Source organism: Emticicia sp. SJ17W-69 (assembly GCF_051209875.1).
In the GTDB taxonomy this organism is placed as follows: Bacteria; Bacteroidota; Bacteroidia; order Cytophagales; family Spirosomataceae; genus Emticicia.
On sequence record NZ_JBNTQY010000001.1, the window covers coordinates 1,446,531 to 1,461,696 of the forward strand.

The 15,166-nt window shown below is 35.4% G+C and carries 10 protein-coding genes and 1 tRNA gene; 4 read left to right on the plus strand and 7 right to left on the minus strand.

From position 1 onward, the window contains the following. Window positions 1-2 precede the first annotated feature (2 nt). The 4 genes from lpxA to ACQUQZ_RS05940 form a co-directional block, all read right to left on the minus strand. Window positions 3-797, minus strand: coding sequence for an acyl-ACP--UDP-N-acetylglucosamine O-acyltransferase (gene lpxA, locus ACQUQZ_RS05925; RefSeq protein ID WP_435353866.1), 795 nt, complete (start codon window positions 795-797; stop codon window positions 3-5). A gap of 111 nt (window positions 798-908) precedes the next feature. Further along, the gene (locus ACQUQZ_RS05930) at window positions 909-2,300 is read right to left on the minus strand and encodes a bifunctional UDP-3-O-[3-hydroxymyristoyl] N-acetylglucosamine deacetylase/3-hydroxyacyl-ACP dehydratase (RefSeq protein ID WP_435353868.1); all 1,392 of its coding nucleotides are present in this window, start codon (window positions 2,298-2,300) and stop codon (window positions 909-911) included. Between the two features lie 103 nt (window positions 2,301-2,403). After that, on the minus strand, window positions 2,404-3,456 hold the full coding sequence (lpxD, locus tag ACQUQZ_RS05935) for a UDP-3-O-(3-hydroxymyristoyl)glucosamine N-acyltransferase (RefSeq protein WP_435353869.1): 1,053 nt from the start codon (window positions 3,454-3,456) through the stop codon (window positions 2,404-2,406). A gap of 153 nt (window positions 3,457-3,609) precedes the next feature. Further along, window positions 3,610-4,842 carry an HD domain-containing protein gene (locus ACQUQZ_RS05940; RefSeq protein ID WP_435353870.1) on the minus strand — a complete coding sequence of 411 codons (1,233 nt, stop codon included), beginning with the start codon at window positions 4,840-4,842 and terminating at the stop codon, window positions 3,610-3,612. Between the two features lie 305 nt (window positions 4,843-5,147). Here ACQUQZ_RS05940 and ACQUQZ_RS05945 point away from each other — a divergent pair. The 4 genes from ACQUQZ_RS05945 to ACQUQZ_RS05960 all read left to right on the plus strand — a co-directional run bounded on the left by ACQUQZ_RS05945 (window position 5,148) and on the right by ACQUQZ_RS05960 (window position 8,761). Next, window positions 5,148-5,221, plus strand: a tRNA-Ile gene (locus tag ACQUQZ_RS05945). Window positions 5,222-5,580: 359 nt separating this feature from the next. Further along, window positions 5,581-7,032: a sodium:solute symporter gene (locus ACQUQZ_RS05950; protein WP_435353871.1), complete on the plus strand. Its 1,452-nt coding sequence runs from the start codon at window positions 5,581-5,583 to the stop codon at window positions 7,030-7,032. Then, on the plus strand, window positions 7,029-7,517 hold the full coding sequence (locus ACQUQZ_RS05955; protein WP_435353872.1) for a GNAT family N-acetyltransferase: 489 nt from the start codon (window positions 7,029-7,031) through the stop codon (window positions 7,515-7,517). Before ACQUQZ_RS05950 ends, ACQUQZ_RS05955 begins: the two co-directional genes overlap by 4 nt. An 11-nt stretch (window positions 7,518-7,528) precedes the next feature. Beyond that, the gene (locus tag ACQUQZ_RS05960) at window positions 7,529-8,761 is read left to right on the plus strand and encodes a serine hydrolase domain-containing protein (protein ID WP_435353873.1); all 1,233 of its coding nucleotides are present in this window, start codon (window positions 7,529-7,531) and stop codon (window positions 8,759-8,761) included. A 153-nt stretch (window positions 8,762-8,914) separates the two neighbouring features. Here the strand turns inward: ACQUQZ_RS05960 and ACQUQZ_RS05965 are convergent, their stop codons facing one another. From ACQUQZ_RS05965 to ACQUQZ_RS05975, 3 genes are all read right to left on the minus strand, one after another. Continuing rightward, window positions 8,915-9,466: a hypothetical protein gene (locus ACQUQZ_RS05965; RefSeq protein WP_435353874.1), complete on the minus strand. Its 552-nt coding sequence runs from the start codon at window positions 9,464-9,466 to the stop codon at window positions 8,915-8,917. Window positions 9,467-9,571: 105 nt separating this feature from the next. Then, the gene (locus ACQUQZ_RS05970) at window positions 9,572-12,028 is read right to left on the minus strand and encodes a TonB-dependent receptor (RefSeq protein ID WP_435353875.1); all 2,457 of its coding nucleotides are present in this window, start codon (window positions 12,026-12,028) and stop codon (window positions 9,572-9,574) included. 116 nt (window positions 12,029-12,144) lie between these two features. Continuing rightward, window positions 12,145-15,129, minus strand: coding sequence for a glycosyltransferase family 117 protein (locus ACQUQZ_RS05975; protein ID WP_435353877.1), 2,985 nt, complete (start codon window positions 15,127-15,129; stop codon window positions 12,145-12,147). Window positions 15,130-15,166: the final 37 nt, after the last annotated feature.

Below are 15,166 nucleotides of genomic sequence, written 5' to 3' on the forward strand. Positions count from 1 at the left end.
GTTTACTCTTCGACTGATTTTTTTACAGGGCTTTTAATGATTCCTCTTTCAGAATTTGAAATGAAATTTAAGATTTCGTCTCTTTCTGGTGTAGCAGGAAATTCTAATTCGACTTGCGTGATGGCATCACTATTATTCAATCCTCTGAGGTAAATAAGGCGATAGATGTTTTGAATCTCATTGATTTTCTCATCTGTATGGCCTCTTCTACGCAAGCCCACAGAGTTGATACCTGCATAAGAAAGTGGCTCACGTGCTGCTTTAATATAAGGAGGAACATCCTTTCTAATTTGTGAACATCCGCCAATATAAGTGTGTTTACCAATTTTGACAAATTGTTGAACTGCTGACATTCCGCCGATATTGGCGAAATCTCCCACGGTGATATGTCCAGCTAATTGAACACAGTTGGCTAAGATGACATTATTACCGATAATACAGTCATGGGCAATGTGAGTATAGGCCATAATGAGGCAATTTGACCCTATTTCAGTACGATATTTGTCGGTTGTACCTCTATTGACAGTTACACATTCTCTGATTGTGGTATTATCGCCAATGATAGTTTTGGTATCTTCTCCCTTAAACTTTAGGTCTTGTGGAACTGCTGAAATGACGGCACCAGGAAATATCTTGCAATTTTTCCCAATTCTTGCACCTTCCATGATGATTGCGTGCGAACCTATCCATGTTCCTTCGCCTATTTCAACATCTTTGTTGATTACTGCAAATGGTTCAATTACTACATTTTGAGCGACTTTTGCGTCGGGGTGAATGTATGCTAACGGTTGATTCATTCTAATTAATTAAGACGGGGTGGCCCGTACGATTATAAATGATGAATGATGAATGATTGCAGTGTAAAGAATCAATTTCTTTACTAATAATTCATCATTGGATTTTGTGTGTTATTTGGCTTTTCTGACTAATCGAGCAGTCATATCTACATCACAAACGAGATTTTTTCCTACCCAAGCTTCACCGTGCATTTTTGCCACACCAAGTCGGATCGCTGCAAGGAGATGGCATCTAATAATCAACGTGTCACCTGGTAAAACATTGCGGTAAAAACGACAATTATCAATACCCACTAAGTATGGCCAAAACGCTTCAGGATCACCTGTAGAAGTCAATACCAAAACACCTCCTGTTTGAGCAATCGCCTCTATTTGGAGTACACCTGGCATTACTGGGTTTTCAGGAAAGTGCCCTGTAAACTGAGGCTCATTCATGGTAATATTTTTTACACCTACTACAGCTTGCCCGTCCAGATATACAATCTTATCTACGAGAGCAAATGGATAACGGTGGGGTAGAAGTCTTGCGATTTCACTAACATTATATACAGGAGGTACATTTGGATCAAATTGTGGAGCTCCTTTAGCTGAATCAAGCATTTGTTTTTTGATTTTCTTTGCTAAAGCAACATTAGGGGTATGCCCTGGACGTGCCGCTAAAATATGTGCTTTCAAAGGGCGTCCAATCAATGCCAAGTCGCCCATTACATCTAATAACTTATGTCGAGCAGGCTCATTGGCAAAACGCAAAGGCATATCATTCAAAATGCCAGTTTTGCCGATTTCTATTTTTTCTTTATTGAGTAATTTCGATAAATTTTCAACTTCTCCTTCTGAAACTTCTCTATCAACAATTACCACGGCGTTGTCAACATTACCACCTTTGATTAATCCAGCTTTGAAAAGAGCTTCCAATTCGTGTAAAAAAACAAAAGTTCGGCATGACGCAATTTGTTGTTTAAATAAATTGATGTCATGCAATTGAGCGTGTTGGCTATGTAAAACCGTTGAATTATAATCAACCATTACCGTCAAACGGTAGTCATTGAGTGGTAAAGCAGCCAATTCGATACTTTGGTCGTCGTTGCGGAAATGTATCGCTTCTTCGATTTCGTAGTAATTTCTTAAAGAATGTTGTTCTTCCAAACCAGCTTCTTCAATGATTTCAACAAACTTGATAGCACTTCCGTCCAAAATAGGAACTTCAGGACCATCTAATTGAATCATCACATTATCAACTTGCAAACCTACCAAAGCCGCTAAAATATGCTCGGTAGTATGAATTCTAACGTCATTTTTTTCTAAAACTGTTCCCCTCGAAGTATCCACTACGTAGTCAACGTCGGCCTCAACGATTGGTTTTCCTGGTAAATCAATTCGCTGGAATTTATAACCATGATTAATAGCTGCCGGTTGTAACAACATGGTTACTTTTTCTCCTGTGTGTAATCCTACGCCAGTAATTGAAACTATTTTTTGAATTGTATGTTGTTTAACGTTCATTGTAATATAATGTTACTTGTTCTTTGGTAAGTGTATATGATTGAATAGGGAATTCTATTTAATAATGGATTTTGAAAATTATCAACTTTTTGTAATAGGTTGATTATGCCAAAACTCCTTGATTGATCAAATCTTCTATTTGTTCTTCTAATGCTTTTACTTGTTTTTCTAAAGCAGGAAGTTTGCGGAAAACTGCCATTGCTCTCAGATAGTCATTCAAATCAAATGCAGGTGTTCCATTGATAGCAATTCCAGCTTTTTTGACGCTTTTAGTAACACCCGCTTGCCCTCCAACTTTTGTTCCATCGGCAACGGTGATGTGTCCGTTGACACCAACTTGACCTGCAATTACACAGTTTTTGCCAATTTTGGTTGATCCTGCAACGCCCGTTTGAGCTGCAATGACCGTATTTTCTCCAATTTCAACGTTATGGGCAATTTGTACTAAATTATCAATTTTTGCACCTTGGCGAATAATTGTTGAGCCCATCGTCGCACAGTCAATGGTTGCATTAGAACCAATGCTGACATTATCTTCAAGAATAACATTTCCTAATTGCGGAATAGTTTTGTACGTACCATCCGCTTGTGGTGCAAAACCAAAACCATCACTACCAATAACAGCTCCAGAATGAATCACACAAAAATTGCCAATAACACAATTTTCATAAATTTTGACACCTGCATACAAAATGGTATTATCGCCAATAATAACATTATCACCGATATAAGCATGAGGGTAAATTTTTACATTTTCGCCAATTTTACAATTTTTACCAATATACGAGAATGCCCCCTGATAAATGCCTTCGCCTAAAGTAGTATTTTCACCTAAAAAAGCAGGTTGTTCGATGCCTTTCTTAGAAAAGTTCAATATTTTTTGGTATTCTTCGAGTAGTTGTGTAAATGCAACATAAGCATTTTCTACAACAATTAACGTAGTAGAAAACTCTTTTTTTGGTTCAAAATCTTTATTGACAATTACGGCAGTTGCATGAGTAGTATAAAGAAAAGACTCATACTTTGCATTGGCAAGAAAAGAAATGTCGCCTTGCGAACCTTCTTCGATTTTTGATAAAGACTTGATTATCAAGGAATCATCGCCTTGAACTTCGCCATTGAGTAGGTGTGCTATTTGCTTAACCGTGAATTTCATAAATTAATTTACCTTCGTATGGCCTACCCATACTTAGTTTTTGCGTTAGTTTTTAGCTATTCGCTCAATTCAGTATTACGATATTGACTGAATAACTGGTTTTATAGAAAATATTCTTGAAATAATACAAAAACACAAATCTTTCTCGCAAAATCATTGCAAAGATACGTTTTTGCCCCAACATACATAGTATTTTTTCACGATGTTGCTTAAAGCCTTGATGGTCGGTAAGTCAGAGGCATCAGCGATATCAACTACGTTTTTGTTTTTAGTCAAAATATTGATGGTTTCATCGCCCGAAACATAGCCTTTATTACTTACATCGCCTTCGATGAGAAAATACCCAAAATCTTTTTCTTGAATTCCTTTTTCTTTGAGAGATTCAGTAATTGACTGAATAAAAGAGTCCTCAATGGGAAAGTTAGAAATTCGGATTTTATATAAATTTCGATTTAATAAATCACTGCAAATAGTCGAAAGAATTTTGTCAGAATGAAATTGCCAAGTTTTTACGCAAGCCCAAATATCATAATCGTCTAATTTGGTGAATGCTTCTAAATATTTATCGTCTGTTTGAAAAGCCTCTAAAGTAATATTTTCTTTTAAAAACATTAAAAAAGGGGGCGTTACAAATAAATCTATGCCATTTCTTATCAATTCTCTGGCTCGACTAATAATCTGAATCAGCATTGCTTCAGTACAAATTGAAGTTTTGTGCAAATATACTTGCCAATACATTAACCGCCGTGCGTTCAAAAAGTTTTCAACACTTAGCAAACCTTTTTCTTCTACAACCAATTGATTATCAACAACATTGAGCATTTTTATGATTCTATCAACGCCAATTGTTCCTTCGGCCACCCCTGTAAAGAAACAATCACGATTGAGGTAATCCATCCTGTCCATGTCCAACTGGCTTGAAATCAATTGATGAAAAAACTCCCGATGATAAGTACCATTAAACATTTCAATCGCTAAATCCAATTGTCCACCCAATTCTTGATTGAGTTTTTCCATCAAAAGTGCCGAAATATGCTCATGGTTTACTTCATTCAAGATGGTATATTCCAGTACATGCGAAAAAGGTCCATGACCTATATCATGTAATAAAATGGCAATCTGAGCGGCTTCCCACTCAATATCTAAAATAAAATGCCCTTTAGCTTGCAAAACTTGTAAAGCCTGCCCCATGAGGTGCATAGCTCCGAGTGCATGATGGAAACGAGTATGTAAAGCTCCAGGGTACACATATTCAGCCATGCCCAATTGTTTAATACGACGTAAACGCTGGAAAAAAGGATGCTCGATCAAATCATAAATTAAATCTGATGGCACACTTACAAATCCATAAACAGGGTCATTGAATATCTTGCGTTTATTGGTCATTTCTAGAAATGGCTTTAGACGACTATACAAAATTAGTCTTTTATTTTTTTATGCTTATCTATCAACAACGCAAAGAAGAATTTTTTAGTTGTGAAGAAGAGAAAAATGAGGATAAAATTTCTTTTTGCATAAAAATATTGATACTTTTTGTAATGGCTGGCAGCGACATAGTAAATCATAATTGTTTTCCTTTTAGCTATATTTTGCATTAGAAATAAAGCTTTCAATGCAAGAACTTTATGAAGGAATTTTTTAGTATTTAATTTTTTTGTATATTTGCACCACAAAGCCAAATTTTGGTTTTAGGGCCTATAGCTCATTCGGTTAGAGCAACTGACTCATAATCAGTAGGTGCTTGGTTCGATTCCAAGTGGGCCCACTCTATAAAAGGTCTAATAATCCAACGATTATTAGACCTTTTATATTTTTTATGCTTATTTGATTTGGAGTATAAGTTAAGATGCAAACGAGATTAAATATAAAAAGACTTTTCTCCAAAACGTTCCATGCAGTGATTGGGCTTAGGACAGTTCGCTCTTTCTGCCCTACAGTTAGATCTGCTTTCTCAAAAACAAAGCGAATACCATTTTCTTGAATTATAGGAAAACATCATTTATTAGGGAGTTCTTATTAACTTCTTTGTAGCACTAAACAAAAACAATTTTATTATTGAATTTCTTTTCGCAAATTTGGATACGATTCCTGTGATTTAATATCAAGAAACCCTATCCATTTAAAATGAGTGCTACAATTATATTTTTCGTTATTTTAGCCTACTTCTCTGTCTTAATAGTCATTGCAAGATTGACTTCCAGACAAACAAATGATAATACCTTTTTTGATGGAAATCGAGAATCTCCTTGGTTTTTGGTCGCTTTTGGCATGATTGGCTCGGGGATTTCGGCAGTTTCATTGGTGTCAATTCCAGGAAATGTCGGAAATAACAACCTTTACTATTTTCAATTTATACTTGGTACAATTGCTGGATATGTGTTTATTGCTTTTATTCTAACGCCATTATTCCATCAATTAAAACTTGTTTCGATTTATACCTATCTAAAGATTCGATTTGGGAATATAACTTACAAAACTGGTTCAATTTTCTTTTTAGTTTCTCAGTCATTTGGTGCTGCCCTTCGCTTACTTCTTTCTGTAAAAATATTACAATATGCTTTTTTTGATACCTTACATATTCCGTATTATGTAACTATTTCTGTTGTTTTGCTCCTAATCTGGCTATATACTAATAAATCAGGCATAAAAACTATTGTATGGACTGATGCTTTGCAGTCATTATTTTTGATTTTAGTGATTTTGATTTCTATTTTTACCATAAAGAAATCTTTAGGTTTTTCAATTTCTGAACTAACAAGCACAATTATACATCACCGATATGCCAAACTTTTTGATTGGAATATTCAATCTGGCTCGAATTTTTATAAACAATTTATTTCTGGTTTGTTAATTACAATTGCCTTAGTCGGACTTGACCAAAGTATGATGCAAAAAACGCTGACAGTAAAAAAAATGAAAGATGCCCGAAAAAATGTATTTGTATTTAGTTTTTTTATTGCTTTTGCCCAAACGTTATTTTTAGGGTTAGGAATATTGATTTATGTTTATGCCGAAAAAAATGGAATTAACCTACCCACCGAAAATGGAAAGTTTATCAATACTGATAGCGTTTATCCTTTGCTTACATTAAACTATTTTGGACAAATCGGTGCAATTGCGTTTTTGATAGGTGTAATCGCCTCAACCTTTGCAAGCGTGGATTCTTGTATAGCCGCACTTACTACTGCTTTCAGTTATGATTTCATGGATATAGAAAATCAAGCCCATGTCAAGAAAAACAAAATCAAAAATAGTGTTCTTTTAGGAGTAAATGTGGTCATGTTTGTTATTGTAATGGCATTTTGGAATAGTCAAGGAGCAATTATTAATACTATTTTTAAAATTGCAGGCTATACCTACGGGCCACTTTTAGGATTATATATGATAGGACTATTTTCTAAAATAAAACTCAAAGAAACTTTCGTGCCATTTGCTTGTATTGGGGCTGCATTGCTTACTTATTTACTAAATGAATATTTCATCGAAGCATTTAATTTTGATTTTGGCTTTATGAATATACTGGTAAATGCTCTTTTGACAATGCTTTTTTTAGCTATAATTAAAGAAAGAAAATGAAATCAAGCCAATTTTCGATAATACAAACATCTGACATCAATGATTTTGCAAAATGTGCAAAAATGATGACAGAAACTGATCCTTGGATTACGTTGGACTTAGATTATTATCAGTGCTTAAATGCTTTTGAAGGGCAATGTAAGGAGGTTTATCTTTTAAAATTGGGTGAAGAGGTTGCTGGTTTTGTAATTTTGCAAATGTGTGGCACATTTAAAGGTTATATTCAAACTCTTTGTATCAATCAAACCCACCGAGGTAAAGGTTTTGGTTCAATACTTTTGAATTTTTGTGAAGAAAAAATCTTAAAATTTTCACCCAATATCTTTATTTGTGTTTCATCATTCAATGTTAGAGCGATTAAACTTTATCATAAATTTGGTTTTAAAACGGTTGGAAATTTAGATAACTTTGTAAAAGATGGTTTTACAGAAATATTGCTTCGCAAAACAATTGGACCAATGGTTTTAACTAAAAAACAAATTTAAAATACGTAATCATGTTAAAAAAAATATTTACTTTATTTCTTTCGTTTTGTTGTCTTTTAGGGTTTTCTCAAAAGAAAGAGTCCTCTCTAACTAATGAAATAAATGCCATCATTCAAACTCAAATCGAACAATCTAAAATTCCTGGGGCAGTTATCCAAATTAAAAAAGGTAACAAAACTATCCTCAAAAAAGCATACGGATTTGCTCAATTAAAAGACTTCAATGGTAATCAGTTGGACTTTCCCGAAAAAACTTCAATCAATCATTTATACGACATTGCATCTTTAACAAAGGTTATTGGTACTACCACTTCAATAATGCTCTTGGTTGATGCTGGAAAAATCAATATGGAGGATAAAGTAGGTAAATACATTCAAGGGTTCAATCAGCCCGACAAAAAAGATATTACCATCAGACATCTGCTCACGCATACATCTGGTCTATACGATTGGTATCCATTGTATTATCGTTGTAAAAATAAAGGAGAAACCTTCAAGTTTATCGAAGAACTTCCACTCAAATTCCCGATTGGAGAAGGCCGCCATTACAGCGATTTGGGCTTTACTATTTTAGGTGAAATTATTGAAAAAATTTCTAATAAGCCTTTAAACATATTCATGGAAGAAAATATTTTTCAGCCTCTTAAAATGTCCAATACAACCTACAAACCTAATAATACAGGTCGAAAATTCAAAATTGCCGCTACTTCGCATGGTAATCCTTATGAAAAGCGAATGGTTGAAGATTCAACATTAGGTTTCAAAATTAAAGGAATTGACCCAAATTCATGGAATGGCTGGCGTAAATATACGCTCAAAGGTGAAGTAAATGATGGAAATACATGGTATGCCAATGAAGGGATTTCGGGAGCTGCGGGTATTTTTTCGACAATTGATGATATTCAAAAATTGGTAGATGTATTAAGAAGTAAGGGTAAAAATGGCTCAAAACAATTTATTTCTGAGAAAACCTTGAACCTTTTTCTGACAAAAGACAAATTTAAAAACGGGTTAGGTTGGATGATGGATAACCAAAATGCCTTTATGAAAAATGCAAAAGAAGATACTTTTGGGCATACTGGTTTCACTGGTACGAGCATTACCATTAGCTCAAAAGACAATATTTCAATTGTTTTGCTTATCAATCGTCAAAATATGGGCTTGCAACAAACCAAAGATTATTACAATGTAAACCCTATTCGAGAACAAGTTTTCAATACCGTTATGAAATATTATGGCGAATAACTACCTTTTAAATAAAAATTACTCCAAATTGACAAAATAATCAGACAAATTGACCAAAAGAAACATTGCATTCTTTTAGAAAATACTTTTGATGCTCCCCATTTCATAAAAAGTGTATGATATGGGGAGCTACTAAAAAAAAGGCTAAGTTCCCTATTGAATATTCACATTGAAATCAATATTTACATCATCACTTCCTGGAGTAATACTACCATCTTTGCTTGCTTTGCCGTTGATAGGTGGCTGGTGGCGTAGCTGAACCTTCAATTTCCCTGTTGCGGTTGCACCCGTTTTTACACTACCAGTCAAGCCAACATTCAAATTCCTTGAATCTTTATCACCATAGCTATAAGTCAATAAACTGGCTGGAGAGGGAGTATAAACAAATAAATGCTCATCTCTTTTGGTCGAAACTTCATTTGTAATATTACTTACAGGATTTTTTGATTCATCTAAAATCTCAATCGTCATCGTATAAGTTGTGTTGGCTTTCAAATTGATGATTTCGATAATTGGAGCTTTTCCTCCATCACCATCGGGGTCAGCGTATGCGAACGTTTGAGTTATACCACCCGTAGCAAAAGTCAATTTTACAGAAGTGATTAACTCATTTTCATCGGCTGCTTCTACGCTGTCTTTTTTACAGCTTGAAATCAAAAGAACACTACTCAATAGTGAGCTCAGAAAAAAAGACTTTTTTACCATGATTTATTTAGATTTGGAGTTTATGAAGTGTTGTTGTTTTTGCATTAGTGTTGCAAATATAGATCGCAATTAAATTAAATGCAATAATGTTGCAGAAAAAACTTGTCAAAAAGTATATTTTGCTCGCAAGACAACATTTCTTCCAATTTCGTCAGCAAAATAACGAAAACGGTTGAGGTAATCTCTGTATGAAGTATTCAGTAAATTGCTGACTGTCAATGAAATACCTAGGTTTTGTTTGCTTTTAATTGCAAATTGATGACTAATGGCAGCATTCCAAAGCATATATGCAGGTGGGGGAGGAGCAAAATCACCTCCAAATTCAGTAAAAACGATTTCAGAAGTTGGAATATCCTTGAAAATTATTTTGGTAGGAACCCGGTTTTGTTTGGCAACATAGAGATTGGTAAGTGAAATAATCGTTTTTTTCCAATCATAGCGAATCGTATTTTCCCAACGATTGGCAGGAATCAGAATGAGTGCTTGATTATTACTTAAATCTTGAGCTTCTAAGTATGAAAGCTTTGAATTGAGTGCAATATTTTTTTGTATTTGAAAATTGCCTGTTAAATCAACGCCTCGAAAACGAGCATTGGTTTGAGTATAGAAAAACTCAGGGAAAGCTCCTCGAATAGTCAAAGTTGGGCGACCAGTCGGTGATAAAAAGATATAGTTATTGATGAAATTATTATAGAAATGAATTTCTGTTTGGACATTTTTAGAAACATAATCGGCTGTAAGTGAAAGATTTAAAGCTACTTCTGGTACAAGATTTTCATCTCCACGCTCGTAACTTGCTGCTCCATGATGCACACCATCGCTATAAAGTTCATTGACGGTCGCTGCTCGCCAAGCCGATGAAATATTTGTGAGGAAGTTCCAATGAGAATTAGGGCGGTAATTTGCTCCTAAAGTACCTGTAAGGTTTTGGTTATTTTTTTTATTTTGGGTAATTGTTTGTTCGCCACGAGGAATGCGATAAACAGTTAAATTACGCACATCATAACGAAAACCACCTTCTATTTCCCATTGTTTTCTTACAATTCTTTCAATGAGAAAAATTCCTGAGGTAAAATTCTTGAAGTTTGGAATTAAAACCGTTGAGGTACGGGGCTGTGTCAGTGTTCCTGTCGTAAGATTTTCTTGATAAAGCCCAGTTATGCCCGCTGAACCAGTGAGCAATCTAAATAATGGTTTGTGTTCAAATAAAAATTCTCCTGTATATGTATTGAGTTTGAATAATTGCACCAAGTTTTTATCGCCTCTCAAAATATCAATTTCTTTCCTAAAATCATATTGCCTGCCTAATGTTAATGAAAGTTTTCCTGATCTGATTTGTTGTAAATTTTTGACTTTAAGCAAATTATGTTGTACTTCTTGGTAAGGGCGGTCGATTGTGTAAGTGAAATTTTCTGGTGTATAGATAGCCAATGGTGTACCACGCTTAATAGCTTCAATCAAGTCTGTTACATTGCCAATATGTGAGCCCGAAAAAACACCAATTTTTGTATTAAATTGACTAAAGAAAATATCAGTAGTCCAGTTTTTTCTTTTATAATTACTTGATAATGAGTAATTTACTTCAGAAATACCTGTATTCGCTAATCTATAATTTGGTGTTGAAATATCACCACCACGCTTAAAAGTTCCCTGTAATCGTAAACCAAAGGAATTCTGAGTTCTGAATTCTGAACGGTTCGCCGTGCGATTCTGAGTGTGTGGCTTTCTATTTCTGACTCCTAAATTTTTTAAGCCATACTCAACAATTCCAGAAGTTACAATTTGATTGCCATTAGAGAAATAAACAGTATTAAGTTCACCACCAATTTTATTTGAGTCGGGTAGGGCTTCAGGTTCGAGCATGATTACGCCCGCAATAGCATCTGAACCATAGCGAACGCCAGCCGCACCTTTCAAAACTGTGATTTTTTTTGCTACAAAAGGGTCAATTTCGGGAGCGTGTTCGCTTCCCCATTGTTGTCCTTCTTGTCTCACGCCATTATTCATGATCAAAACCCGATTGGAGTGCATGCCATGAATGACAGGTTTGGCAATCGAACTGCCTGTTTGTAAGGTAGTTACACCAGAAATCTGTTTCAATGCTTCGCCTAAAGATTGTCCACGGGTTTGGTCAAGAGCAGCATTTTCAAGCGTACTTTTAGTTTGAGTAAGATTATCTATTTTTTGAGCTTTGATGTCAATATTTGCTAAATGAAGTTCACTTTCTGAAAGTTTGATATTTTGTTCTGCCCCATGTTCCAAATTAATGATGTAGCTTTTTTCTTCATAACCCACAATTCGTCCTATGATTGTATATTTTCCTTGACAAATATTAGAGATTTTATAAAATCCTTTGGCGTCTGTACTTGTACCTTTATTTAATTCTTTGACCAAAACGACTGCTCCAACAATGGGTTGTTTTGAAATTTCATCTAAAACAATACCTTGAATGAAGCAGTCACAATCGTGGTGAATTGCTGTTTTTGTTTGGGCGGACAGCCCATTTGCCCCGAGTAGGGGAGAGAGAAGAATAAATAGACAGGCAAAAAAGTTTTTTTTCATACTTAGACTGGCACAATTTTGAAAATTGTGCTACTAAAAGTGCAACAATGTTGCAATATAGCAAAAAATCCTCTTTGAAACCAATCAAAGAGGATTTTAAAAATGACTTATTAATCTTACTGACTTACTCTGTCATAATATTTATTGTACGTAGCTTCGTAGCGTTTTGCGGCTGCTTCTTGTCCGTTTCGGCTGCAAATATTGGCAATAACTTGCAAATTACGGAGATTAATCTGGAGATAATCTTGTACATTGTTTGGCATCCATTCAGCACTTGTGTACTTGCTTTTTTCTGTAAAGTAAGCCAAATTCCCATCTGCACGCTTGGTGATTGTTTCGGCAATTTCCATTGCTTTTTTCGAATCACCTACCTCAAAGTAATACATGACGTAGTTTGAACATAATTGGTCAAAAGGAACAGCTTTATCAGGCAAAACTTTATTAGCATAGTCTAAAACTTCTTTTGCTTTAGCTTTTTTCTCTTCTCTTACCAATTGGTCAGCCAAACGCAAGAACGCCAAACGAGCAGTAATGATTGGAACTTTCAAATATGTTTCTGAATCGTAATACACATTTGGATTGTCCATGCCTCTCCACGACATTTTCTTCAACATATTTTCATACATGATGTCTGTATTGGCAAAGCCATCATCTCCTTGACTCACTTTGATTGGCAACAAACGGTAAGCATAGCCTTCCAATTGCATATAATCTTTAAGATTCAAATAATTATCATTGGCCAATGTTCCTGCAAAATAAATTGGACGTTTCCAGTTGTTTTGAGCAATCATTTCGAGTTGCATCAAATCATTTTTCAACAAGTCACGCTTGCCGATATTCCAAGTAATTTGACCACTTAAAAAAGGCTCAAATTGTTTTGGAACAAAGCCTAATTTCTTGACATCTTCTACATTATAAGTCAAGAAAAGACTATCAGATGGCAATGAATTAATGCTTTCACCTGTCGTTAATGGAATTTGAATGGCAGGATCATTTTTCTTCACTAATTCCAAATAATCCTTCAAATTGATAGGGTCTTTCAGACGTTCAACATAAGGAATTTGGTCATTCACACCACTCAACAATTGGTCAGTGCTGAATGTAATTGGTAAAGCTTCTGACTCATAGGTTTTACGTTTCATTTGCTCACAATACCAATCAGTTCCTAACAAGCTAAGGTTACATACACGCACATCAGTACGGAAGCCTTCTACTTCTTGAACATACCAAAGAGGGAAAGTATCATTATCACCTCCCGTAAATAATATGGCATTTTTTGCACAAGAATTCAATAAGTTTTTTGCAAAATCAACTTGGTGGTAACGTCCAGAACGGTCATGACCTTTCCAAGTTTGCGGAGCCATAATCAATGGAACTGCTAAACCTAAAGCTGTTGCACCGATAGCTCTTGATTGTGAGTTTTTGATGAATTTGAGTGCATAATCAAATAAGCCCATCACACCCAGACCTACCCAAATGGCCCAAATGTAGAATGAACCTACATAAATGTAATCACGCTCACGAGGCTCAACTGGCGGAGAATTTAAGAAAACAACCAAACCAATTCCTGTGAATAAGAACAACAAGAACATCACCAAAGCATCACGTTCACGACGAAAGTAGTGATAAAGTAAGCCCAAAATGCCTAAAATAACAGGAAGTCCGAAAAAGTTGGTTCTTCCTCGATTTTCTTTAATAGCAGGTGGCAAACTTGCCTTTGTTTCTAAGATATTGGTTGGTCCTGCACCTTCAATGTCACTCGAACGTCCCCAGAAATTCCAAGCAAAATAACGCCAGTACATATAACCCATTTGGCGTTTAAACATATAGCCAATATTGGTAAAAAGGGTTGGCTTTTGGTCTTGAGCAAGCCCCATTTCTTGGCGATAAATTTGTTGATGACCAGCATCGGTACTCCACATACGAGGCAATAGACTTTCGCTGTTTGGTCCCCAAATATAAGTTGGCTTGTAATCGTAGATTTCATATTTGCCTTTACCCATTTTATAAATAGGCTCGCCATTTTCAATCGACTCTAATTTTCCAGTGAATACTGGGCCGTATAATAACGGACGGCTACCATATTGTTCACGTTTCAAGTAGGAAACATAATTCAATACATTGCTTGGATTGTTTTCGTTGATGGGAGGATTGTAATTTGAACGAATCAAAGCGATGGTATATGACGAATAACCAATTAACACAAATGCGAAAGAAAGGAGGGCAGTATTGGCAATTTCCATTTCTTTCTTTTGAGTATAGAAAATACCATAAGCTAATCCACCAATCAATAAAATTACGAAGAAAATAATACCTGAGCTGAATGGCATTCCGAAGCTATTGACAAATAGTTTTTCAAAAGTAAACCCTAATGAAGGGAAACCTGTGATGACACCAACATTGACAACTCCTAAAACGACCATCCCTACTAAAAATGCAGCGATTCCACCTTTCCAAGTGATTTTTTTAGCTTTTTTGTAGTAATAAACTAAGCCTAAAGCAGGAATCGTAACGAGGTTCAATAAGTGAACTCCGATAGAAAGACCTACTAAATAAGCGGTAAATATCAAGAAACGGTTTGCGGCAGCTTCATCTTCGATGTTTTCCCAACGGAAAGCAGCCCAAATAACGATTGCGGTAAAGAAAGAAGACATTCCATAAACCTCAGCTTCTACTGCCGAAAACCAGAATGAATCAGAAAAAGTATAAACCAACGAACCAACAGCACTGGCACCAAGAACTAATATTGTTTCGGTTGTATCCAAATTTTCGCCTTTTTTGCCAAAAACTTTACGAGCCAAAAGCGAGATTGTCCAAAACATAAACAAGATTGTAAATGCTGAAGCAATGACAGAAACCATGTTTACCATTAAGGCTACTTTGGTTACATCGCTTCCCGCAAGCAATGAAGCCATGCGTCCTATCAATAAGAAAAGAGGAGCCCCTGCTGGGTGTGGAACTTGAAGTTTGTAAGAACAAGCGATGAATTCGCCGCAGTCCCAAAAACTGGCGGTTGGTTCAACGGTGAGGGTATAAGTAAGTAATGCAACGGCAAAAATCGCCCATCCGACGATATTATTGAGCCTTTTGAAATTGTTCATTTTTTGAGATTAGTGAATGAATATTCTCTTGATGGCT